17 protein-coding genes are annotated in these 23,556 nt (G+C 50.4%); 5 read left to right on the top strand and 12 right to left on the bottom strand.

Annotated elements, in window-relative coordinates; all coding sequences use genetic code 11:
- Positions 1-151: 151 nt before the first annotated feature.
- Positions 152-340: a hypothetical protein gene (locus F569_RS0102960; protein ID WP_026940977.1), complete on the top strand. Its 189-nt coding sequence runs from the start codon at positions 152-154 to the stop codon at positions 338-340.
- Here the strand turns inward: F569_RS0102960 and dprA are convergent.
- The 10 genes from dprA to F569_RS0102905 all read right to left on the bottom strand — a co-directional run bounded on the left by dprA (position 323) and on the right by F569_RS0102905 (position 15,871).
- Positions 323-1,435, bottom strand: coding sequence for a DNA-processing protein DprA (dprA, locus tag F569_RS0102955; protein ID WP_026940976.1), 1,113 nt, complete (start codon positions 1,433-1,435; stop codon positions 323-325). The two genes, F569_RS0102960 and dprA, sit on opposite strands and share 18 nt — an antisense overlap.
- On the bottom strand, positions 1,435-2,019 hold the full coding sequence (plsY, locus tag F569_RS0102950) for a glycerol-3-phosphate 1-O-acyltransferase PlsY (RefSeq protein WP_233353578.1): 585 nt from the start codon (positions 2,017-2,019) through the stop codon (positions 1,435-1,437). The genes dprA and plsY overlap by 1 nt, the downstream gene beginning before the upstream one ends.
- A gap of 27 nt (positions 2,020-2,046) precedes the next feature.
- The gene (gene pyrC / locus F569_RS0102945) at positions 2,047-3,321 is read right to left on the bottom strand and encodes a dihydroorotase (protein WP_034387127.1); all 1,275 of its coding nucleotides are present in this window, start codon (positions 3,319-3,321) and stop codon (positions 2,047-2,049) included.
- Positions 3,318-4,490 (bottom strand): aspartate carbamoyltransferase catalytic subunit, encoded by a 1,173-nt coding sequence (locus F569_RS16190; protein WP_084168738.1) that lies wholly within the window; start codon positions 4,488-4,490, stop codon positions 3,318-3,320. Before F569_RS16190 ends, pyrC begins: the two co-directional genes overlap by 4 nt.
- A 39-nt stretch (positions 4,491-4,529) precedes the next feature.
- Positions 4,530-4,982 carry a Holliday junction resolvase RuvX gene (gene ruvX / locus F569_RS0102935; RefSeq protein ID WP_051279175.1) on the bottom strand — a complete coding sequence of 151 codons (453 nt, stop codon included), beginning with the start codon at positions 4,980-4,982 and terminating at the stop codon, positions 4,530-4,532.
- An 89-nt stretch (positions 4,983-5,071) separates the two neighbouring features.
- The gene (locus F569_RS18685) at positions 5,072-7,381 is read right to left on the bottom strand and encodes a hypothetical protein (protein ID WP_051279173.1); all 2,310 of its coding nucleotides are present in this window, start codon (positions 7,379-7,381) and stop codon (positions 5,072-5,074) included.
- A gap of 249 nt (positions 7,382-7,630) precedes the next feature.
- Positions 7,631-10,411 (bottom strand): hypothetical protein, encoded by a 2,781-nt coding sequence (locus F569_RS0102925; protein WP_154813620.1) that lies wholly within the window; start codon positions 10,409-10,411, stop codon positions 7,631-7,633.
- Positions 10,412-10,579: 168 nt separating this feature from the next.
- On the bottom strand, positions 10,580-11,896 hold the full coding sequence (xylA, locus tag F569_RS0102920) for a xylose isomerase (RefSeq protein ID WP_026940971.1): 1,317 nt from the start codon (positions 11,894-11,896) through the stop codon (positions 10,580-10,582).
- Positions 11,893-13,341, bottom strand: coding sequence for a xylulokinase (gene xylB, locus F569_RS0102915; protein WP_026940970.1), 1,449 nt, complete (start codon positions 13,339-13,341; stop codon positions 11,893-11,895). The genes xylA and xylB overlap by 4 nt, the downstream gene beginning before the upstream one ends.
- 130 nt (positions 13,342-13,471) lie before the next feature.
- Complete coding sequence (locus tag F569_RS0102905; protein WP_026940969.1) at positions 13,472-15,871, bottom strand: glycoside hydrolase family 3 N-terminal domain-containing protein; 2,400 nt, start codon at positions 15,869-15,871, stop codon at positions 13,472-13,474.
- 128 nt (positions 15,872-15,999) lie between these two features.
- Here F569_RS0102905 and F569_RS0102900 point away from each other — a divergent pair, with 128 nt between their 5' ends.
- The 4 genes from F569_RS0102900 to F569_RS18680 all read left to right on the top strand — a co-directional run bounded on the left by F569_RS0102900 (position 16,000) and on the right by F569_RS18680 (position 20,226).
- On the top strand, positions 16,000-16,989 hold the full coding sequence (locus F569_RS0102900; protein ID WP_026940968.1) for a LacI family DNA-binding transcriptional regulator: 990 nt from the start codon (positions 16,000-16,002) through the stop codon (positions 16,987-16,989).
- 86 nt (positions 16,990-17,075) lie between these two features.
- Positions 17,076-18,482 (top strand): sugar porter family MFS transporter, encoded by a 1,407-nt coding sequence (locus F569_RS0102895; RefSeq protein ID WP_026940967.1) that lies wholly within the window; start codon positions 17,076-17,078, stop codon positions 18,480-18,482.
- Positions 18,483-18,923 (top strand): hypothetical protein, encoded by a 441-nt coding sequence (locus F569_RS0102890; RefSeq protein ID WP_026940966.1) that lies wholly within the window; start codon positions 18,483-18,485, stop codon positions 18,921-18,923.
- Complete coding sequence (locus F569_RS18680; protein ID WP_051279171.1) at positions 18,916-20,226, top strand: GDSL-type esterase/lipase family protein; 1,311 nt, start codon at positions 18,916-18,918, stop codon at positions 20,224-20,226. Before F569_RS0102890 ends, F569_RS18680 begins: the two co-directional genes overlap by 8 nt.
- Before the next feature lie 274 nt (positions 20,227-20,500).
- Here F569_RS18680 and F569_RS0102880 read toward each other — a convergent pair whose 3' ends face one another.
- Positions 20,501-21,844 carry a tryptophan 7-halogenase gene (locus tag F569_RS0102880; protein WP_026940965.1) on the bottom strand — a complete coding sequence of 448 codons (1,344 nt, stop codon included), beginning with the start codon at positions 21,842-21,844 and terminating at the stop codon, positions 20,501-20,503.
- Positions 21,841-23,346 (bottom strand): tryptophan halogenase family protein, encoded by a 1,506-nt coding sequence (locus tag F569_RS0102875; RefSeq protein WP_026940964.1) that lies wholly within the window; start codon positions 23,344-23,346, stop codon positions 21,841-21,843. The genes F569_RS0102880 and F569_RS0102875 overlap by 4 nt, the downstream gene beginning before the upstream one ends.
- Positions 23,347-23,556: the final 210 nt, after the last annotated feature.

The following is a 23,556-nucleotide window of genomic DNA, read 5'->3' as shown; positions in this document are numbered from 1 at the left end:
GCCGTCCGGCGGGTCTTTAAAATCAGCGCTCATTTGGGCGATGGACTATAAATTGTCAACACCATCCCTACAGTCTTAAAAATACAGATATCCCTTTTAAAGCGTTCATAAATATATTATACATCTTTTAAGTGTATAATAGGAGAATGCAATGAAGCAGGTAAAAATCACGCAGGACAACATTTCCGTACCATCTGAGAGTGCGCAATCATATATTGTAGAGATGTTGGAAGAGTTGTCAGTCATGGCAAGGGAAACGGGGCTTAGGCAGTTGTCCTCATTACTCAAGGCAACTGCGGCGGCCTCACAAATTGATATGCAATCAGAAACTGACGCCTAAGGCGACACGGCCATCTGCTTCCACGACGGCTTCACCGTTAAGCTCCATTTCCAGCAGAGCAGCTGTGACCAAGGCCGTGGTAAACCCGCTCAGCCGTATGATTTCATCGCGCGGCGTAGGGGTTGGGGATAAGAGTGAGAGCACAGCCACCCGCGCTTTCTCAATATCTTTTTCTGCTGATTTCCAGTCAAACTCAGCCGGCTCATAAGACGCATTGGGCTCCATCATTTGCGGCGGCCTGATATTTTCAAGACAGTTTATGATGTCTTGGGCACTTTCAATCAGCGCCGCACCCTGTTGTATGAGTCTGTTGCAGCCTTTAGTTCTGGGGTCTAGGGGCGAACCAGGCGCGGCCATAACTTCGCGGTTTTGCTCCGTCGCATAGCGCGCCGTAATTAAAGTACCTGATCTCTCAGCGGCTTCAATTACGATGACGCCCATGGACAGGCCTGAAATGATACGGTTTCGGCGCGGAAAATCACGGGCTGTCGCGCGGTATCCCAAGGGGCTTTCAGATATTAAAGCGCCTTGTTCGGCCATGGCTTCGTAAAGCTCTGTATTTTGGCGTGGATAGATATGGTCAACGCCGCCGCCTAAAACAGCTGCTGTACCCGTTTTTAGGGCTCCGCCATGGGCATTAGCATCTATGCCCCTTGCTAGTCCGGAAATGATTGTAAATCCTGCATCCCCAAGCTCGCCCGCGATCTGCCTTGCAAAGCGTTGCCCGATTGCAGATGCATTGCGTGACCCAACAATTGCGGCGCAGGGTTTATGCAATATATCGGTTCGGCCTATGACCGAAATGAGGGGAGGCGGCGGGTCAATGGCTTTGAGGTAAAGCGGATAGTCCGCTTCACAAGCCGCGAGAATTTTCACGCCTCTGCGATCCGCTTCCTCCATCTCCGCTTCGACCTCTTGACACTGTGGCACCACGCTGTCTTTGCGGCGCATGATAGAGGGCAGGGCGTCAATTGCGGCTTCGGCGCTTTTATAACGCGCGAGGAGATCGCGAAAAGCAACAGGGCCCACGCGCAGCGAGCGGGACAGTCTTAACCAGTCGCGTTTCTCGCTAAAGCTAAGTTCCCGAAGCTGCATCAGCCTTTTTTGCCTATGCGGGACTCAGTGCCTTTGATGATGCGCCCGATATTTTCAGCATGGCGGATATATATAATGACCGCCAGTACAGCCGCCATAATTGCGACGTGATAATACCCCATCATAAAGGCAATCAATGGCGAGGCACCTGCTGCCGCCAGAGCCGATAGCGAGGAAATACGTGTGAAAAATGCACAGGCCAGCCAGATGCCGCCTGCGATAAGTCCTAAGGGCCAAGCTGTTGCTAGTAAGCACCCAAAGAATGTGGCCACGCCTTTGCCGCCTTTAAATTTGAGCCAGACAGGAAAGCAGTGCCCGATAAGGGCGGCGGCTCCGGCAAAAAGACCAATGGGCATACCAAAAAAATGATTGAAAATCAGTGCGGCCACGCCAGCTTTGGCCGCGTCGAGTAAGAGCGTGATAAGCGCGATATCCTTTCGGCCTGTGCGCAAAACATTTGTCGCGCCAATATTGCCGGATCCAATATTGCGTATATCGCCTTGCCCTGTCGCGCGGGTGATGAGGAGCCCAAAAGGGATGGAGCCCAAAAGATAACCGCCAAGCAGAGCATATAAAATTGACATAGAGAACATAATAAGAACATATCTGTGTTAGTGTGAGGAGTCAAATACAAGGCGGCCCTTGCAAATCGTCTTGAGATTTCGGCCTGTCATGCGTCTTCCGTCCAGCGGAGTGTTTTTGGAGCGAGAGAGCAGAGCATCACTATTGCAGACCCAAGGTGCATTTGGATTGAAGATTATCAAATCAGCAGGTGCGCCTTTGGCAATACGACCGCTCTCTAATCCTAGTAAGGCAGCAGGGTTGGACGTCACGCTTGCCAAGAACGCCATAAGGTCTAAGCGGCCATCCGCGACTTGCGATAATCCTGCGGCTAATAATATCTCAAGCCCTACCGCGCCTGTCGTGGCCTCAGCATAAGGAAGGCGCTTCTCTCCTGCCGGGCGCGGATCATGGTCAGAGACGATCACATCAATCGTGCCGTCATTTATACCCTCGAGCAACGCCAAACGGTCGCTCTCTTCACGCAAAGGCGGATCAAGTTTGGCGAAGGTTCTGTAATCGCCAATATCGACTTCATTTAGCGACAAGTGATTTATGCTAACTGAGCAAGCGATTTCAAGGTCGCGTGATTTAGCACGGCGCACGACCTCCAAGGCCTCAGCGGAAGAAATCATATCAATCAAAAGCCGTCCGCCGGTAAGCTCCGCCAGAGCGACATCCCGCTCTGCCATTATGCGCTCAGCAGCTGCTGGAGCGCCTGTCAGGCCCAAGCGTGATGACAGATCGCTTTCATGCGCCACGGCTCCTTTTGAGAGTGAGGGCTCTATGGCGCGGTTCGCAATGAGTGCATTGAAGCTCGCAGAATAAGAAAGCAAGCGGCGCATGGTTTGCGCTTCGGCAATGGGGGAGGTGCCGTTTGAAAACATGACGGCGCCCGCTTGCGACATAAGCCCTATTTCCGTTAGCGTTTTTCCGTCTAAGCCTTTCGTCAAAGCCCCTGCCGCATAGACATTCACTGGCGCAGTTTCCGCCCGCCGCGTGATGAAATCAACAAGCGACATATCATCAATGACGGGGTCAGTTTCCGGCATAATTACGATAGAAGTTATGCCGCCCGCTGCGGCAGCTTTTGCAGCCGTGGCAATCGTTTCGCGGTTTTCCCGACCTGGCTCACCCGTTGTAACGCGCATATCGATTAGGCCTGGAGCGCAAATGTGACCGTCTGCGTCGATGATATCGCCTTCCGTTTGGACATGCGGCCCGAAAGCCATGATGCGCCCGTCACGAGTTACGATTGTCCCGAAATCATCATATCCGCTTGCAGGGTCAATGATACGCGCATTTGCGATTGATAACGTGCTCATCGGTTTGCCCCTTTCGATCTGTCTTGGGCTTCTGAAAGGGCGTGAAGGATGCCCATTCGCATAGCTACGCCTGTTTCGACTTGCTGCGTTATCAGGCTGATATCAGGATCGTCGGCAATATCTGAGCTGATCTCCACGCCTCGGTTCATCGGGCCGGGATGCATCACAAGCGCGCCGTCTTTGGCATAGCCGAGCTTTGTGCGGTCCAGTCCGTGAAAATGAAAATATTCGCGTTTGGACGGCACAAAAGCGCCGCTCATCCGCTCAAGTTGAAGCCTTAACATCATAACAACGTCGCAGCCTTTTAAGCCTGTTTTCATTTCATGAAATATATCAACGCCCCAACGATCCGCATCTGTCGGGAGGAGGGTTGGCGGCCCCACAAGACGCACTTCTGCGCCAAGCATATTGAGAAGCTTTACGTTGGACCTTGCCACGCGGGAGTGAAGAATATCGCCGCATATGGCGATACGAAGGCCGTCAATTTGGCCATCAAAAGCTTGGCGTAAAGTGAGCGCGTCCAGTAAAGCTTGAGTGGGATGCTCATGCATTCCGTCCCCCGCATTAACAACCGAGCAAGACACCTTTTGTGAGAGCAGGGCGGGTGCCCCTGAGGACCCATGGCGGACAACCAATATATCTGGATTCATTGCATTGAGCGTCGCAGCTGTGTCCAAAAGTGTTTCCCCCTTCTTGACTGAGCTGCTCGCGATTTGCATGGATATGACATCTGCGCCAAGCCGTTTTCCAGCTAGCTCAAAGCTCTTTTCGGTTCTTGTCGAATTTTCGAAAAATACGTTGATAAGAGTCTTGCCTTTTAGAACAGAGCGGTCAGGGTTTTTCTGGACATTCAAATCCAGATAATGCTCTCCGAGAGACAGTAACGTTTCTATGTCGGGCCTATGGAAATCATCGATGGACAGGCAATGACGTTTCTCAAAGGGGTATCCAAAGGATGACGCATCAGGCGATTTAACGGGGAAGAAGTCATCGGGGGTTAAATGATGATCAAACTCTTTGGCTGTTTTTATAACGTCATTCCAATGTTTTTGAGGAATGGTCCCCGCATCGTACCACCCTTGAATAGTTGTGGCCGCTTTGTCCAAAGCGCGCGCCGCAGGACGAATGCCGCCAAAAATATCATCAATGAGGGGTTTGGAATAGGTCATAAATGCTCTGTACGAAAAATTCGTACAGAGTCAATAGATTTAAGCCCTCAGGCGATCCAAGACGCCTTGCAAAATATAGCTCGCGGCGAGTTTATCGACATTTTCTTTGCGCTTTTTGCGGCTCATATCCGCTTCCAACATGCCGCGTGTCACCGCCATTGTCGAAAGGCGCTCGTCCCAGAGGAATATGGGCAAGTCTTTAAGCCGCAATAAATTCGTGCAAAAATCTCGTACTGATTGCGTGCGTGGCCCGTGCGTGCCGTTCATATTGACAGGCAGGCCGATAATAAGAGCTGAGGCTTGATCGCGTTCATAAACGTCTAAAAGTTTTTTTGCGTCGAGCGTAAATTTCTCACGGCGAATCGTCTCAAGTGGCGTTGCAATAAGGCGCGTGCGGTCACTAATCGCGAGGCCCAGAGTTTTTGTGCCAGGATCCAATCCGAGCAGGGCGCCCGAAGTCTCGCGTAAATCATCTAAGGTTATAATTGCCATTGGCGCGGCTTAGCGGCCTAAGCGAAAAACAGCAAGCCACATAAAAAAGGCCGCCTCAGGGGACGGCCTTTTCAAACTTTATTTAGGACTTAGAATCCCTCATAGCGCACTTGTAATTTGCCTGTTGCCGTGTCCCCTCCAGAGGCTACAGATGCACCAATCGCGAAGTTACGGCTCGCACGGATGGCCAACGTCGCGCCGATCCCGACGTCATCACCATACATACCCACGCCGCCAGCGGCAGACCATTTTGCATCTGGCGATAGATACATATCAGGTAGAGCCGTTACGGCTGCAAGGCCTGAGCTTAATTCGGCAATTTCTTCGCTGTTTCTGACAATCGCTTGTGAGTTATCCAAGATGGACCCCATCGCCAATTCGATACGCTGTGCATTTTGAGAAATGCTCGTAGCATTTGACGCAATACGTTGTGAATTGACGCTTACACGCTGGGAGGTGACAGCTACATTTTGCGCATTAGTTGCAATGTTGCCTGCATTAGTTGCAATATTACTCGAATTTGCTGCGCCTTGCTGTGTCGTGACCTCAAGGTTGGAGCCGTAAAGTTCAGCCGGTGCTGCTTCAGCTACGGAGCGTGCGGGTTGGACAGGTGAAGCTGTTTTAACAGTTGTATAATTTGCACTTGCTTGTGCAGTAGAATGATCTGCGAAAGTTACTGTATCATCTGCAAAGCTTCTCATCTCTTGAGAGACTCCGCCTTCTAGCCCAGTGATTCTGACCTCGTGATCGGCAACTGAAGCTTGAAGAGCACCTCCGTCCGACGCAATATTGCCACTGGCATCTGTCGTCAAAATTCCGACAACAGCACCTTGCTGTCCTCTTGAGGCTGCGGAGGTGACCCCTGCTAGCGTATATGTACTTGTTGCACTACCAAGTATAACTTGGTTTGTGCGCGTTGCCGTAGCATCATTACCTATCGCAACACTATTCGCAAATGTTGCTGAAGCGCCATTACCTATGGCAATGGAGTCAGGAGCTGTGGCTTGCGAGTCAACGCCCATGGCGAGTGAAGCCGGGCCTGAAGCATTAGCATTGCGTCCAAAACTTTGCGCATAATCACCGCTTGCTGTGCTGTCTAAGCCGATAGCCGTAGCACCTGCGCCAGCGGCATTTGCATTTCGGCCAATAGCTTGGGCAAAATTACCTGACGCGTCAGCTCGAAGACCTATGGCCGTAGCGCCAATACCGGATGTGTTGGCATGAACGCCAATCGCTGTGGACAATGACCCTGTAGCATCTGCATTGTTGCCAACGGTAATAGATCCAACACCACTAGAAACAGTGTTTGCTCCCAGAGCTGTAGCGCTCGATCCTGATGCATCCGCATTTACACCGCATTGCAAGCTATCGCTACCATCACCTGCCTGACAAGCATCTCCAACATTCGGGGCATCTACAGGACTCCCGTCAGCGTCCTGAGAGAGCTGTTCCTGAGAGGCGAGTTCGCCTGATTTAATAACAGTGGCCTGTTCTGACATTAAATTAGCGGTGTCTTTCATCTCTTGAGATATGCCGCCTTCCAAGCCCGTAATACGAACTTCGTGATCCGCTACAGACGCCTGAAGCGCGCCGCCATCGGAGGCTAAATTGCCGTTTGCATCTGTCGTTAATAAGCCTGTGACAGCGCCTTGCTGACCGCGTGAAAAGGCTGAGTTGATACCCGTCATCGTGTAGGTGCTTGAGGCGTTCCCCAAAACAATTTGATTGGTTCTTGTTGCAGTTGCGCCATTACCAATGGCAACGCTATTAGCAAATGTGGATGACGCCCCTTTACCGATGGCGATAGAATTGGATGCGCTCGCAGTGGAGTCAACTCCCATCGAGATAGAGGTAGCCCCTGAAGCAACAGCATTTCGTCCCAAGCTTTGCGAATAATCGCCAGACGCCGTGCTATCAAGTCCGATAGCCGTTGACCCCGTACCTGAAGCCGTTGCATTTCTGCCTATAGCGTTTGAAAAATTTCCAGATGCGTCTGCTCGCAAACCAATAGCATTAGCGCCAATACCACCTGCATTTGAATGAACGCCCATTGCTGTTGAAAGAGACCCAACAGCATCTGCATTATTCCCAATAGCGGTTGATCCTACGCCGCTTGCGATTGTGTTTGCGCCTAAAGCTGTAGCGCTTGATCCGGAAGCATCTGAGTTAATTCCGCATTGAACCGTGTCACCTCCGTCGCCAGCATTACATGCTGCGCCTACATTAGGTGCCTCTAAAGGGGATGATGACTTTGCATTAGAGAGATCACCCAGGCTCTCAGCCCCGCGCAAAAACAATCCGGTCGGTGCGTCTGCGGCAATAGCTGGCGCAGTTAGTAATGCTGTAAAAGTGAGTGTTGCTGCTGTGCTTAATAGCAGATGAGAATATTTATGAGACATGGTCAGCCCTTCTTTATGCAGTCTAATGCTGCTTTATAATGAGGAACGATTGGGCATAGCTGTGATAACAAGTTGCCCAAATTCACCCCGACGATGCTTCCTTAGTATTTTGTAAAGCTTAACTCTTAGTAATTTCGCCTTTAGGGATTTGATAATGTTGGTTAACGTGGATTCAGAAAAGCCGCGCCTACAAGGGGTAGGCGCGGCTACGGTTTGAAAGCTCTAAGAGAGCAATAATAGGGTTATGCTCTAGAAGCCTTCATACCGAATTTGTAATTTACCGGTAGCTTCATCACCTGCTGTTGCGGCACTGGCGCCAAAAGCCCAGTTGTCATTTCCGCGGAAGGCAAGTGTTGCGCCGAAACCGACATCATCGCCATAGAAACCGACGCCGCCGGCGGCTGACCATTTGGCATTAGGCGAGAGATACATATCAGGCAGTGAGGCGACAGCTGCAAGACCTGAGCTCAGCTCTGTAATCTCTTCATTGATACGCACGATTTGATCCGCATTGGCTCTGATAGATGTTTCGGCCAAACCTATGCGAGAGGCATTCGCCGAGATATTGCTCGTATTGGAAGCAATAGCTGTACGGTTCTCAGACACACCTGTTGTATTCATTCCAATAGCGTCAGAATTAGTCTGTATGCCTGCACTATTTGTCTGAACACCTTCGGCATTCGTGGCAATATTATCTGTATTTGTAGAAATATTGTCGGAGTTCGTACTGATATTGGTCGAATTTGTGGCTATCGCGGACGAGTTTGTCGCGATGGCGGTTGTATTCGTATCAATATCAGCGCGGTTTTCATCAATATCCATACGATTTTCTGCAATATCCATGGTGTTCTGATCCGTTGTCATAGTTAGTGGTTCATCAACAATAGGGGCCTGAACAACTGTTGCTTTGGGCGCTTCAGACGCAACCGTTGCCATAGTCGAAGCCGCTTGTTGAGCAGTTACAGCTTGGAGTTCCATATTGAAAGATACAGGTGCATTTGAAGCGGTAGGCTGCCCGGCAAAGGGGTCTCCCTCTGTTAGTCGTCTATCCAATTCATTGAGGAATTGTCCGAAACTGGAAATACCGCTGGTTATAAGCCCAAAGTTTGAACCGTAAAACGAATTGTCTGAGGCTAACTCGCCTGCCGCATTTGTCGTTACGAGGCCTGTTGGTGTGCCTTGAACTGATGCAGACGTATTTGAGACAACACCTGGCATGACATAGGTGTAGTTCGCCGCACCTAGCATTATTTGGTTTGCCAATGTCGTCGTGGCCAAGCTACCTAAAGCGAAGGAATTCAAGTGAGAACTATTGGCTTCGTTACCTAAAGCATAAGCAAAGTTTGCAGATGCATTTGCTCTGCGTCCAAAAGCACCACTTCCGATTCCGCTGGCGTTAGAGTCCCAGCCGATAGCTGTTGCCAGAGTGTTACTAGCCGTAGCGCGATTGCCGATAGCTGTACTGGCTATACCAGAGGCAACGCTGGCGGCGCCTAAAGCCGTTGCATTTGAGTTTGTAGACTCAGAACCAGATCCGATAGCAACCGCGTTCTCCATAGTAGCTTCTGCGCCTTGGCGCGTTAGAACACCGCTCGTATCATATGTGGCTCCGCCGATTGCCACAGAAGCATTGCCGGTAGCTTCAGCGCCAATGGTTGCCGCACGACCGCCGCCAATGGCGATGGCTGACTCTTCGGTATTTGCGCTTGCAAATGTACCTGATGCGATAGCGTTGCGGGCAAGTGCTTCTGCCTTATAACCCATTGCAAGGGCCCCCAAACCATTTGTCATGGAGTCTGTGCCTAAGGCTGTTGAAAAAGTACCAGTTGAGTTTGCGCCTTTACCAATCGCATTACTCGCAACACCGTTAGAGGTAGAGCCCCACCCGATGGATGTTGATAGGTTGGCAAGGGCTTTAGCCTGGTTGCCAAAAGAGCTTGACCCTGCATTTGAAGCGATACTTTGCGAGCCAACAGATGTGCTGTTAGCACCTGTTGCTTGTGATAATGACCCTATAGCAATAGCTGCCTGAGCTGTAGACTTTGCACCCGCAAAACCCCCAAATTGACCACCAATCGCGATGCCGCCATCCATTTGAGCCTCTGCCGCCGTGGCTTGTGAGATACCGCCGCCTAATGCAACGCCGCCTTGACCCGCTGCTTGCGAGTTAGCCCCAATCGAATTGGTATAGCGTGCTGTAGCCTCAGCATTTGTACCAAAAGCGTTGGCATTGAGCTGATTGGACAAGCTGTTTGTACCAATAGCATTGGTGCCTGTATCACTGGCTTCTGAATTAAACCCAATAGCCGTTGCTTGTAGTGCCGTCGCATCAGATTGATAGCCAATTGCTGTTGCAAAGTTCGACGTCGCTGCAGAATATTGACCGATTGCTGTGCTTGCTGTGCCCGAGGCTTCTGAAATCGGACCAACAGCTGTGGAAAGATTGCCTGATGCTTCTGATAACACCCCAATCGCGACGGCATTTATGCCGGACGCTTCGGATGTTGAGCCAATTGCTGTCGATCTAAAACCTGATGAGCGGGCTCCGAGCTGCGTGCTGAAACCGCTACCAATGGCAACCGATGAGTCGCCTTGAGCAAAAGCTGCAGTATTGTTGTCTGTACCACCACCAATAGCTGTTGAGCGATCACCAAGTGTAACTGCATATGCACCAATAGCTGTGCTATCTACGGCATCAGCTACAGCGCTACGGCCAAAGGCTGAAGCGTTTTCTAAAAAGGCACCTGAGTCTGCGCCAACTGCTGTTGTTCCAGCTCCATTCACGGCTTGTGCGCGGTACCCAATGGCTGTTGATCTGTCTGCGTCAGCAGCGGCTACGTCACCAATCGCTGTGCTGCGATCTCCGCTGGCATCCGCTCCATCGCCGCACTGCAAAGAGTCGATATTGGTTGCTCCGTCGCGACAGCTATCATCGGGATTTGGCGCGGAAAACGCCGTCACTGAAAATGCGCAGGACAAGGCGAGACCTGCTGCGCTATTGAGTAGTAATTTTGTATTTAAATAAGTCATAAGACGCTCCGATTTACAGAGAACGCTGGCAGCCCCTTGCCCCCAATCGACGTTCTCCAAACAGGACGCGCTATGTCTTCAACAAAAAAAAGCGCCCTGCAATGAGGACGCTCTAAACCCGTGATAACGGGGAAGTATGTGACCACTGTCACGCTCTTAATAATTTATTTACTTCACAACATAGGTCACAATATTTTCAAGATATTCCTGTCGTCCTGAAATCGGGGCCGGGGATGTATTTTCTTCAAGGCAGTAATTGGCCATGTCGTCTAAGGTCGCATTTCCGTCCATCATTTGCTTGCCCATACCTTTGTGCCATTCGGCATATCGGTCGTCCTTAAACGCTTGCAATTTATCATTTTCGATCATCTCGGCGGCGTTCATGAGCGCGCGAGCGAGCAGGTCCATGCCGCCAATATGGGCGTGGAACAGATCTTCGGCATCGCTGGACTGACGGCGGACTTTGGCGTCAAAATTTGCGCCGCCATTTTTAAAGCCACCGCCTTTGAGGATGTAATAGAGCGCCATTGTATTTTCGCGTAAATCATTGGGGAATTGGTCTGTGTCCCAGCCATTTTGAGGGTCGCCGCGGTTAAAGTCGATAGAGCCAAAGATACCAAAGGCATTAGCCATTTCGATTTCATGCTCAAAAGCATTGCCGGCGAGGGTGGCGTGGTTTGGTTCGATATTGACGCCGATTTCGTTTTCGAGGCCGTGTTCTTTAAGGAAGCCATAAACCGTGCCGACATCACGGTCATATTGATGCTTAGTCGGTTCATGCGGCTTGGGCTCAATCCAGAGGTCACCCTTAAACCCAATTTTATGCTTATGCTCGACCGCCATATTTAGGAAACGCCCGAGTTGGTTCATCTCGTGGCCGACGTTAGTATTGAGGATAGTGTCATAACCTTCGCGCCCGCCCCAAAACACATAGCCTGCGCCGCCGAGACGGTGTGTGGCTTCCATGGCGTGTTTAACTTGTAGGGCTGCGAAAGCTGCCACGTCAGGATTGGGGTTCGTGGACGCGCCCGCCATAAAGCGCGGATGCGAGAACATATTGGCCGTGCCCCAAAGCAGCTTTGTTGTGCTAGCGTCCATCTTGGCTTCGATCTTGTCAACGATAGCCGCGAGGTTTTCGACATGCTCTTTCGGGGTGCTCGCGTCTGCCATTATGTCCACATCGTGGAAGCAGAAGAAGGGCTGTCCGAGCTTCTCGAAAAAACTAAAGGCGGCATCTAACTTAGCTTCGGCAGCCGCTTGGTCATTATTGCCTTGGAGCCAAGGCCGTTCAAACGTGCCTGCGCCAAAGATGTCATGCCCATCCCAACAGAAATTATGCCAGTAACAAACAGCAACGCGTAGATGCTCTTCGATGGTTTTGCCGAGCACTTTTTTCTTGGCGTCATAATATTTAAAGGCGAGGGGATTATCGCTGTCGACGCCCTCAAATTTGATCGTATCAATATGGTCGAAATAGCCGCTCATGAGGTAAGCTCCTTGGTGTTTTCGTATAATTTTTGGAAAGTCTGACGCCGCGCCGCATAGTGGTCATGTAGCTCCGCATCGGGGGTGATGGTGTGTTCAATGGCAGGAGGCTGGCAGACATCAGATATTGCTTCGCCTGTTACTGAAAGCCGCGCCAACCGTGCCGCGCCAAAGGCTGGGCCTACCGCCGCGCCGCCGCGATAATGGAGCGGTAGGTCAAAGGCAGCTGAGAGTATCTTGCCCCAATAATGCGACCGTGCCCCGCCGCCAATGACGGACAGCGCTGAAAGCTCAGCCCCCGTATCACGCAGGGCATCAATGCCGTCAGCCAGCGCAAAAGCCACGCCTTCAAGCGCCGCTTGGGCGAGAGTGGTTTGGTTATCCTCATGAGTGAGGCCGAAAAACGCGCCTTTGGCATTGGGGTTATTATGCGGCGTGCGTTCCCCTGACAAGTAAGGCAGAAAGAAAGCACCTTTACCGGGTTGGTTGGCGTCTTCGGCGGCCGCGTAAAGGTCGGCGGGTTGCGCGAAACTTGTCATCTTCGCGACAAAATCCACAGCGCTTGCCGCTGAGAGCATCACGCTCATTTGGTGCCAGAGACCGGGCAGGGCATGGCAGAATGTATGGACTGCGCCTTCGGGGTTGGGGCGGTATTTATCATCGGCGAGGAAAATCACGCCCGACGTGCCGAGGGAGATAAAACCGTCGCCTGGCGATGTCGTGCCGGAGCCGACTGCGCCCGCCGCGTTATCCCCGCCACCTGCGGCCACAGGCACTTGCGGCACGCCCCAATTGATTGCGATATCTTTGCGCAAAATCCCAGTCGCTTCTGAGCCTTCAAAGAGTTTTGGCATATGTTCACGGGTGAGGGCGGTTAGGGCTAAAACTTCATCGGACCAATCGCGTTTCGCGACATCCATCCAGAGCGTCCCCGCACTATCGGACATATCAGAGGCATAATCGCCAGTCATGAGCAGGCGGACATAATCCTTAGGCAACAGCACTTTGGCGGTCTTTACAAAGTTCTCCGCTTCATAAGTGCGCATCCATTCAAGTTTTGGCGCGGTGAAACCCGGCATAGCGAGATTGCCCGTAATGCGGGTGAGTTCCGGCATTTCGGCCATCATGCCGAGGCATTCCACGCCGCTTCGTCCGTCATTCCAGAGGACGGCGGGGCGGATAACCCTGTCGTTCTTATCAAGGCAGGTCGCGCCGTGCATTTGCCCTGACAGGCCAATGGCTTTCACGCCCGAGCGTTTAAATTCATCGAGCTGTTTGACGGCGGCGGTCGTCGCCTCCCACCAATCTTGTGGGTTTTGCTCTGACCACAAGGCTTGCGGTCGATTTACGGTAAGGGGCGCAGTGGCCTGATCGACAATATTTTGCGACTCATCGACCAGAACGGCTTTGACGCCGGAGGTGCCTATATCAAGACCTAGATACATTACGATTGCCCCAATGCATCAAGAAGAAGAAAGCCAACGAATGCAAAGGTAACCAAACCAATATTAAACACGATGATTGTCAAGGCACGGCCATGCCAAGTTTCCCAATTTAAGTATTTGCCCTTCATGTTTATTTCACCGTCAGCGTAACAGACTTCACATTGGCCGAGCTATTGCCAACCATGACATCAAATTCGCCCGGCTCGACCACGCGTTTCATATCCAGGCCATAGAATTGTAGCGCCTCTGTCGTGATCGGTAGGGTGACAGTTTCCGATGCGCCGGGTTCCAAGCTGACACGCTTAAAGCCTTTAAGTTCTTTGACTGGGCGGGTCACGGAGCTAACCTTATCGCGCAGATACATTTGCACGACTTCATCACCAGCCATATCGCCTGTATTGGTGATGGTCACAGAAACATTAGAGCTTCCGTCAATACCAATTGCGGGAGCCGATAGGGTCGGTTCTGATATTTCAAATGTCGTATAACTCATACCTTCGCCAAAGACGTAAAGCGGGGTTTGGTCAACAAAAGCATAGCCGCGGCGCGCCGTCGGTTTGTGATTGTAAAAGGCCGGAATTTGCCCGACGGTACGCGGAATAGAGACCGGCATTTTACCTGACGGGTTCGCATCACCAAAGAGCAGGTCAGCGACAGCTGTACCTGTTTCTTGGCCCAAAATCCAACCATAAAGAATGGCGTCTAACTTGTCTTCGACATTAGTAAGCGCCAGAGGGCGTCCAGAAATAACCACTGAAACCATAGGCTTACCTGTTTCTGCTAATGCGTCGATGAGCTCTTTCTGCTCACCAATAAGAGTGATGTCATCGCGGTCACCCGGATGCGTTTCGGACCAGGCTTCACGGGATGTGGACTCGTCTCCGCCAATGGCAAGGATAATTAAATCCGCGTCTTTCGCGGCCGATACAGCTTTGTAAATATCTGATAGATTTTGATCACGGTCGATCAGGTTTACCTCATCATCCCACCACGAGCGGTTATCTGTGAGTGTCACGCCTTGGGCATGGACAACTTTATCTTCGCCAAGTTTTGTTTTGAGGCCGTCAAGAATTGAGATGGTTTGCCGGGGTTCATCGGAATATCCGCCCAAAACCGTGATGGCTGCGTTAGGTCCGATGACGGCGATTTTATTATACTTCGAAGCGTCTAGCGGAAGAATATCGTTTTTATTCTTCAATAGCACAGCCGCTTTCTTTGCCGCTACAAGCGCCAAATCACGCGCTTCTTGATTACCAGTCAGCGCGTCAGCTTCCTGTGCATCTGAATAAGGCGTTTCAAAAATATTCCCGCGCAGTTTCATTTCTAAAACGCGGCGGACAGCTTGGTTGACATATTTAATATCATATTCGCCCGCTTCGATTTTTTCTTTTAGCGCGTAAAAGGCAATGCCATCAGGCAGTTCCATATCCACGCCAGATTTCAGCGACAGCGCACCCGCTTCGCCAATATCATTCACAATCTTATGACGACCATTGAGTTCGTTAATCGCGAAATAGTCGGCGACAACGACGCCGTCAAAACCCCATTCACCGCGCAGAACATCATTGAGCAGCCACGGATTGGCGTGTGACGGGATGCCGTCAATTTCGTTATAAGACGCCATCACAGAGGCCGCGCCCGCTTCTTTGATCGCCGCTTCAAAAGGCGGGAAGAATTTCTCGCGCAAGACGCGTTCCGAGACTTGGCTTGGCCCGACATTCATGCCGCCTTCGGGCTGACCATGTCCTGTCATATGTTTTAGCGTTGTGAGGACTTTGTCATCAGCGATGGGAAAGTCATCCCCTTGGAAGCCTTTAATCGCTGCAACTCCCATGCGCGAGACGAGATAGGGGTCTTCGCCATAAGTTTCTTCAATCCGGCCCCAGCGCGGGTCAACGGCAATATCGACAACGGGGGAGAGAACGTGATGGGCGCCGCGCACGCGAATTTCGCGGGCTGTGACGGAATAGACGTCTTCGACCAGATCCGTATCAAAGGTCGCGGCGAGAGCGATAGATTGCGGGAAGGCGGTGGCATAGCGGCCTTGGAAACCGTGCAGACCTTCTTCGTGGAACATGGTTGGAATGCCGAGCCGGGTTTCTTCAATATGCCATTTTTGTACGGCGTTGTTTAGCTTAACAGTTTGAGAGGGTGTTCGTGCAGACATGCGGCGCGTGACCGAGGCATCATTGGCATCTCTGTCTTCGCCCTGATCTTCCATTCCGAACGTGTCTTGCGGACGCGCCCAACAGCCCACGCCATGGGGGAAGTTCTCTTTCATCTTTTCGGGATTAAACGATCCATCTTTCTCAAGCACTTTGGCTTTGTCGAACCAAATACAGCTGATTTGAGCAAGTTTCTCATCCAGAGTCATATCGGCCAAAATAGCTTCGACTTTAGGGTTGGAGGAGGCTTGGAACATGCCAGCCTTACTACCCATTGTGGGTTCAGGTGTAGATTGAGTAGCGCTGCCGCAGCCTGCAAGGAGCGAAAGAGCTGCAACAGTTGTGAAAAGATGGCGAATGGACATTGTGACCTCTGATAAAAGAAACGAACCTGGCGCTCTGCGGCGCGGGTGATTTAGTATTTGGGTAGGATTATATGACAACGTTGTCAAATAAAATCTAATATGCTAATCACGCGGCAAGGAGAAGGCTTATGCCGACCATTATTGATGTTGCGCGCGAGGCTGGCGTGTCGTTTAAGACCGTGGCTCGCGTGCTAAACGGCGAAGCCAATGTGCGGGCCGCGACAAAGCAGAAGGTGCTGACTGCGGCCAAAGCGCTAGATTACCGCGTCAATCCTGCGGCGCGGACATTGCGTTCTAAAACAGCGAAACGGTTGGCGCTCTTGATTGATAATCCCTCGGGTAGTTACGAAGAGGCGACGCAAATAGGGGCAATGCTCTCTGTTCAATCTATGGGATTTCAGCTCTTCATTGGCAAAAGCTTGGCTGAGATAGAGAGTTTTGAAGATTTGGTCGGCGTGGTTTTATCGCCACCTATTTCTAATAACATAGCTGTTATCCAAGATTTAGAGCGCCGTGAAGTTCCTTTCGTCCGCATTGGGGCTGAAAAGACGAGTGAGGCCGGGGATAGAATTGGAATTGACGACCGCGCCGCGGCCAAGGAGATGACCGAATATTTGCTTGGCCTAGGCCACCGTAAAATCGGCTTCATTAAAGGTGATCCCGATTATGATGTTTCGCGCCGCCGCTTTGAAGGGTGTCTGGACGCTATGAAAGAAACGGATCTTATCGTAGATGAGGCCTATTGTGTGACGGGCGATTTCTCCTACGAATCAGGATTGCGCGGGGCTGAGCAACTACTGAGCCTTGCTGACCGCCCGACAGCGATCTTTGCCAGCAATGATGAAATGGCATCCGCGGCTTTGGCAACGGCTTATAAGCTTAATATTCGCGTGCCCGATGCGCTCTCCGTTGTAGGTTTTGACGATGCGCCCGTGTCTCGTGCCATCTATCCAAGGCTCACCACCGTGCAGCAATCCACGCAAGATATGGTCGGGGAGGCCGTGCGCATCCTCGCCGACAGGATTTCCCAAAAAGAGGCGCCATTGACGCAGGTTGTGTTGCCACACAAAATCCTAGAAAGAGAATCATCCGCTCCGCCATCCACAAAGTCGGATTAGGTAATTGTTGACAGCGCTGTCAGGATGCGAGATTGGTAGCGATAATAAAAGCGGATATAAATCCGCGTGATTTAAGGGGACAGTTTATGTCAGATAATACAGTAGCCACAGAAGAGAAGGGGAGTATGGGTTTTATCGTCCTGATTTGCCTGGTCGCAACATTGGGCGGATTTCTTTTCGGTTTTGATAGCGGCGTGATTAACGGCACCGTTAAAGGATTGGACGCCGCCTTCGGCGCAACAAATTTCGCAAGCGGTCTAAACGTCGCCTCGATGCTCTTGGGTTGCGCGGCGGGGGCTTTCTTTGCGGGGCGCTTGTCCGATATGTTCGGACGCCGCAATATGATGATGCTCGCGGCTGTCTTTTTTCTGATCTCAGCTTGGGGGTCAGGGATTGCCGATAGCTCAGGAAGTTTCATTTTCTTCCGGATCCTTGGCGGCCTCGCTGTGGGTGCGGCGTCTGTGATGGCCCCGGCTTATATTTCAGAGATTGCGCCAGCGCGATTAAGAGGTGGCTTGGCCTCGCTCCAACAAATTGCAATTGTTGTCGGCTTAACGGTGGCCTTCTTTTCGAATTATTATCTCGCCAATGTTTCAGGCGGCGCCACGGCAGAGTTTCGAGGAACTGAAACATGGCGTTGGATGTTCTGGGTGGAAATTGCCCCGGCCGCTTTATTCTTTGTTCTTTTGTTTTTTATTCCGAAAAGCCCTCGCTTTTCTATGGTCCAAGATGATGAGGCGGGAGCACGTAAGACATTGACAAAACTCTTCGGGGGCATTGTGGCCGAGCGTAAAGTTAATGAAATTAAAGCGTCTTTGGCAAGTGATCATAAACCTCGTTTGTCAGATATATTCTTGGGCGGAAAACTTCGGCCTATTGTATGGGTCGGTATTGGCCTGGCGGTATTCCAGCAGCTTGTAGGTATTAATGTCATATTCTATTATGGCGCGGTGATGTGGGAAGCCGCTGGCTTTACCGAAGCTGACGCGCTTAAGCAGAATGTCTTTATGGGACTAATGTCTATTTTTGCGACATTGCTCACGGTTTTTCTTATCGACAAATTTGGCCGTAAGCCCTTTCTTTTGATCGGCTCTGTCGGAATGGCGATTATGCTAGCCGTGGTGGCGTGGGCCTTTGGGACGGGTAACCTTGTTGACGGTAACCTCGTATTGGATCCTGCTATGGGGAAAACATCTCTTTATGCTGCGATGGCTTATGTGTTCTTCTTTAACATGACATGGGGCCCTGTGATGTGGGTCTTGCTCGGCGAGATGTTCCCGAACCAAATTCGCGGGTCTGCTCTTGCGGTGGCCGGATTTGCGCAGTGGATTGCGAACTTCGTCGTAACGCTGACATTCCCGCTAATGCTCGCAAATATCGGTTTGTCGGCTTCCTTCTTCATTTACGCTGCATTTGCCTTCATTTCGATCTTTTTCGTGAAGATGGCCGTGAAAGAAACCAAAGGTATGGAGCTCGAGGATATGGTCGGTTAAATGCCAATGAGAGTTTTAAAATTCTGGATCGCAGCGTGTGTCGCTGCGGTCTTTTTTTTGGGCTGCTCGCAGGCGAGCGATAACGAAGCAAAGTCATCTCACCTTTTAGGTCGGTATGAGGCCGTTACAAAAAAGATGGCCGTTACTGAGAACTCTGATGTCACACTGACAACGGGTCACAAAATGGGTTGGCCAGGAAGCGGTGTAGCTTTTCGATTTGAAGGTAAGTTCGCGGGAATTTCTATAGAAGATTCAGGCAATGGTATAATGGACGTTCTCGTAAATGGCGAGAAAAGCCAACTGGAATTACAATCAGGGAAGCATTTTTACCCAATTGTAAAGTCTCAAAAACGGTCTGTGTTTGACGTTCGCGTAACGCGGCGGACAGAAATTTTACGATACGGGTTATTTTACAATTGGTTCACCGTTATTCTTGTCTAATGAGGGCGATGAAAGAGTAGTTCCAATTGAGTTTAGCCTATTAGATCGCAAAATCCTCTTCCTCGGCGACTCCATCACGGCGGGGTTTGGTGTTGGCGGCGATACGAAGGACTGCGCCAATACGCCTGCGCTGCATTCCCCCACTGAGAGCTATGCTATGCTCAGCGCGGATATGCTCAGCGCCGAGCCGCAACTGATTGCGATTTCGGGGCGAGGGGTGGTGCATAATTGGGACGCTAATCCTTCGCCCGTAATACCTGCGCAAATCGATTTAGCTTTGCCCGATGCGCCCGGCACTAAATGGGACCACAGCCTTTTCATGCCTGATGTTGTTGTGACGACAGTTGGGACAAATGACTGGTCGGTGATTAATCCGGGAGAAGATAAATTTCGTGCAGGATATCGCGATATGCTAAGTGATTTACGAAGTCGCTTTCCAGATGCGCATATCGTAACCGTGACGGGGCCATTGTTGACTGGTGAAAAAGCAGAGGCGGCGCGAGACGGCATAGACGGCGCAATGGAGGCGTTGAGCGACTCGAATATGTCTACTTTGAATTTATCACTCTTTGACGGCGAACTTAGGTGGAGTTGCAATTATCATCCGGGGCGAAACTCCATGCGCAAAATGGCGAATAAATTATCGGCCCATATTGCCCAAATCAAAGGATGGTCTTTTACGCCCCTTGAGTTGCCTCCGCCTAACGCTATATCGCCGCCCGATTATATGCTGCCAGGCGGTAAGGCTCATTTTCGAGCCCGACTGCCCGAAATAGATGCACAGCCTTTATTAGAAGGGGGCATCATGCTTGCCGGGGACAGCATCACGGAAGGCTGGCTCGGATATGATATAGATTTGGGAGCGGCTGTTTCCAATCATGGAATTGGGTGGGATACAGTGACCGGATTAAAGCTTCGCTTGCCGCAAATGCTAGCACATTCTCCGGATAAGGTTTTTATTCTGATTGGAACGAATGATATAGGTTATGATCGTGACCCTGAGCTTATGGCAGATGAACTGCTAGACATTGTTTCGGCTATCAAAGAGAAGCGGCCAAAGACTGAGATTTACATCCAAAGCCTCTTGCCACGCGAATTATCGGCAATGGCAGCTGTTAAAGAGATAAATCAGCATTATGCCCGTATCGCTTTGCAAAGCGGAGTCAATTATATCGACCTAACGCCCGCTTTTGCGGCCCCTAATGGAACGCTAAAAGCAGATCTTACATATGACGGACTGCACTTGAATCAGACGGGGTACAAAGTTTGGGCAGAAACGCTTAAACCCTATATTAGACCCTAGAATTTGGACTGTAATAAAAACTTCATGGCGCTTTCTTGCAAAAAATATTTACTTTTTTGATGTTTGAAGCTATGCGTGTTCCATAACAGAGAGATATCATGACAACACTAATGAAAATCAAGGAAGCCCTCATCGTTATTGTGGCTTTCTTAGTGGCCCTTTTTTTAGGGCTCTAAGCAGGCTTTAAGCCCCACCCGTCTTATCACTTTACGGCGTCTTTGCCCTATGAGCTCAATAGCCATGGGCAAATTAAAGTGGTCAAACTTTGTAAATCTTACTTATACGCAAAATCGCGGGCCGCACATTGCCTTGCTATGAAGTCTTCATGTCGTGGCATTGATCTTAAGGCCTGAGTTATAATTTTTTCAATAGCGATGAGCTGAGTGTTTACGTCTTTTGACGGCAAGCCTTCGGCGAAAGGGTCATAGCGTTGGGGCGTTATGCCTTGGCCGAGAAATAATGTTGTCCAATTATCTCTAAAGAGCATATCCTCATCATAAGTCACAATTCTGCCTCGCGCTGCAAAAACATTGCGCTTATGGGCTGCTTTTTCTGTTAGCGGAAATTCACGCGTCCAAATTGTTGATGTTGCATATTGTAGGGAATGGTAATCCCATACACGGTCATACGTGCTTGTGGTCTGCCTATTATATTCCTCGCGTTCAATGGGGTCAGACATATTTGGCGGAAAGAGTTTTACAAGGCGTTCAATGTCATGCTGCATGAGGCGGAGCGGAGAGCCCATAAGCGGTTCAACACAGACAGCCGCAAAGCCGATATTCAATACATTTCCGGACCAAGGCTTTGTCAGGCGTCCGCATCTATGTTGCTGCTCTCCGATATCTTTGTCAAAAAAGAAACTTATTTGCGTATCTTGTGTCTGGTGGAAGGCCCTGAATGTCCAGCCTTTAGCATAAGCTGAAATATCGGTTGTAAGTTTCAATCTCTCAGATTGAGGGGCTGACATATTAACGGTATAGCTATTGCAGCCTGTCCACGGAATAAAACTATCCGTGTTATTCTCTAGCGCTTCGCCTGTCGCATTTATGATGAGGTCTGCAGTGTTGCTGACGCTTTTTGATGTCGTGATTTGAACCCCAAAACTTTTCGCTTTCTCCAAGAGCAGATCAGCATAAGCCTTAGGATCAAAATGATAGCCATAGTCAAAATCTGATACGATAGGGCGGCCTTTGGGGTCGGGCGGTAAAAACTTGCCTTCTTTTGCCGCGCGAACAGGAAGAGAATAGGGAATTAAATCTTCAAGTGATTTATAGGTCCCTTGCTGAAGCATCAGGTCGATGAAGTTCACACCCATAATATTCGCGCCGTAATCAACAAAACTATTGATATAGGGCGCAGGGCCCCAGCCCCTATAGTCCTCGCCTAGCTTGAGCCCCGCGGCGCAAGTTTTCGCAAATTCAGCTTCGCCAAGACTGATTTTTTGGTTAAATTGACGAAGGTCGCTATAGCTGCTCATGCACCACTCGGCTTTTACCAAGGGTCCATTGTCAACATAGATGATTTCACTGCGCCCGCGCGGGAGGTGTAAACCCAAATAAGCTGCCGCCATGGCACCTGAGAGGTCTCCGCCTAGAATGACGATGCGTTGACGTGTCATGCGGCGTTGCAATAGCGGCGAATATAATCGTCATGCCGGCTCATGCTAGCGACAGCTTGGGCGACCTCATGTTCCATCTTGCCAAGCTGTTGCGGAAGAGACTCAAGCGGTATGTGATCTGCAACTGGGTCATAAGCCCTAGGGATTATGCCTTGGCCATAATAAACCGCGAGCCATGACGGGTCTTTAAAGGCGCCGAGTTCATAAGAGACAATCCGCCCGCTCGATTTGAAAAGCTCCATTTTATAGGTGAGGCTTTCAGGAAGGTCCATATCCCGGATATGACGCCAGAATGGACTATCGTCCCGCGTGGTTGCCACGTAGTGCAAAAGCAGGAAGTCACGTACGCGCTCAAAATTTAAATCCATTATGCGGTTATATTCGTCTTGATCAATTTGAGGGCAATCCTTCGTAGGGAACATCTCAATGAAATTCGTTATGGCTTCCTGAATGAGGAAAATGCCTGTCGATTCAAGCGGCTCTAAAAAACCGCCTGATAGCCCAATTGCGATACAGTTTTTATGCCAGCTCTTGTTTCTTTGACCAGTTTTAAATCTTAATGTTTTGGGCTCTGTGCGTTGCTCCCCTTCCAAATCGGCCAACATCGATGCAGCCGCTTCGTCGTCACTAATGTGATCGGAACAATAGACATAACCATTGCCGGTTCTGTGTTGCAGCGGAATACGCCATTGCCAGCCCGCAGATTTGGCCGTGGCTGTTGTATAAGGTAGGCTAGGGCCTTCATGCTCACAAGCGGCTGTCACGGCGCGGTCACAGGGGAGAAAATTTGTCCAATCTTTGTACCCTGTTTCTAAAGCTTGTTCTATCAAGAGGCCTCTGAAGCCTGAACAATCAATGAAAATATCTGCCTCTATGCTAGAGCCGTTCTCAAGGTCAACTGACGAAATAAACCCGTCTTCACTACGAAGGTTTACATCGGTTATACGTCCTTCAATTCGCTTTATACCGCGCTTTTCACAAAAGCTTCTGAGAAACTTTGCATAAAGGCTAGCATCAAACTGATAAGCAAAACCGAAGCTTGAGAGAATATTGTTCGGATCAGGGTGCGGAAGCTGAAACTTCCCATGGCGGGCCGCCATGACGGGCAGGGACCATTTATCCATATGAATATCGAGACCTTGCTGTGCGGCACGGCTAACGAAATGGTGGAAACCCACGCGGGCAATGTCCTCACCAAAATTTCCAAAAGGGTGGATATAACTGTCCCCGATTTTACCCCAATCCTTAAATTCAATGCCAAGCTTAAAGGTCGCTTTGGTGGCCTTCATCAATTCAGCTTCATCAATACCCAGTCTTTGGTTGAAAAATCTGATATGCGGAAGTGTCGCCTCGCCCACACCCACCGTGCCAATTGCAGCGGACTCAATCAAGGTTATGGAAAGCCCTTGGCTTTGCAGGGTCGCGCATAATCCGGCAGCTGTCATCCAGCCTGCCGTTCCGCCGCCGACGATAACGACTGATTTGACTCTATCACTGTCCAAAACGTTTAACCCTTATGTTTCTTTTATGAGATTGATGTCACGGCGTGTCCAAAGACGCAATAATTTCCGTTCTGCAAGCGACATTATGGCGTGTGAAATCCGCTAAAATTTGGCTCTCACACTTATTTTAGAAGGCCTGAAAGCCAAAAGATGGCTTAAAGGGCTATAAAGAGAATAAACAATTGACAGCGCTGTCAATATTCTCATTTT

The organism is Hellea balneolensis DSM 19091 (genome assembly GCF_000428525.1).
Classification (GTDB): domain Bacteria; phylum Pseudomonadota; class Alphaproteobacteria; order Caulobacterales; family Maricaulaceae; genus Hellea; species Hellea balneolensis.
The sequence above is the reverse complement of the archived record's forward strand: the minus strand, read 5'-3'. Positions and strand labels throughout refer to the sequence as shown.

Bases quoted from the DNA above. Each gene is read 5' to 3' on its own strand.
- F569_RS0102960 (WP_026940977.1), top strand. From the start codon at position 152: ATGAAGCAGGTAAAAATCACGCAGGACAACATTTCCGTACCATCTGAG.
- dprA (WP_026940976.1), bottom strand. From the start codon at position 1,435: ATGCAGCTTCGGGAACTTAGCTTTAGCGAGAAACGCGACTGGTTAAGA.
- plsY (WP_233353578.1), bottom strand. From the start codon at position 2,019: ATGTCAATTTTATATGCTCTGCTTGGCGGTTATCTTTTGGGCTCCATC.
- pyrC (WP_034387127.1), bottom strand. From the start codon at position 3,321: ATGAGCACGTTATCAATCGCAAATGCGCGTATCATTGACCCTGCAAGC.
- F569_RS16190 (WP_084168738.1), bottom strand. From the start codon at position 4,490: ATGACCTATTCCAAACCCCTCATTGATGATATTTTTGGCGGCATTCGT.
- ruvX (WP_051279175.1), bottom strand. From the start codon at position 4,982: ATGGCAATTATAACCTTAGATGATTTACGCGAGACTTCGGGCGCCCTG.
- F569_RS18685 (WP_051279173.1), bottom strand. From the start codon at position 7,381: ATGTCTCATAAATATTCTCATCTGCTATTAAGCACAGCAGCAACACTC.
- F569_RS0102925 (WP_154813620.1), bottom strand. From the start codon at position 10,411: ATGACTTATTTAAATACAAAATTACTACTCAATAGCGCAGCAGGTCTC.
- xylA (WP_026940971.1), bottom strand. From the start codon at position 11,896: ATGAGCGGCTATTTCGACCATATTGATACGATCAAATTTGAGGGCGTC.
- xylB (WP_026940970.1), bottom strand. From the start codon at position 13,341: ATGTATCTAGGTCTTGATATAGGCACCTCCGGCGTCAAAGCCGTTCTG.
- F569_RS0102905 (WP_026940969.1), bottom strand. From the start codon at position 15,871: ATGTCCATTCGCCATCTTTTCACAACTGTTGCAGCTCTTTCGCTCCTT.
- F569_RS0102900 (WP_026940968.1), top strand. From the start codon at position 16,000: ATGCCGACCATTATTGATGTTGCGCGCGAGGCTGGCGTGTCGTTTAAG.
- F569_RS0102895 (WP_026940967.1), top strand. From the start codon at position 17,076: ATGTCAGATAATACAGTAGCCACAGAAGAGAAGGGGAGTATGGGTTTT.
- F569_RS0102890 (WP_026940966.1), top strand. From the start codon at position 18,483: ATGCCAATGAGAGTTTTAAAATTCTGGATCGCAGCGTGTGTCGCTGCG.
- F569_RS0102880 (WP_026940965.1), bottom strand. From the start codon at position 21,844: ATGACACGTCAACGCATCGTCATTCTAGGCGGAGACCTCTCAGGTGCC.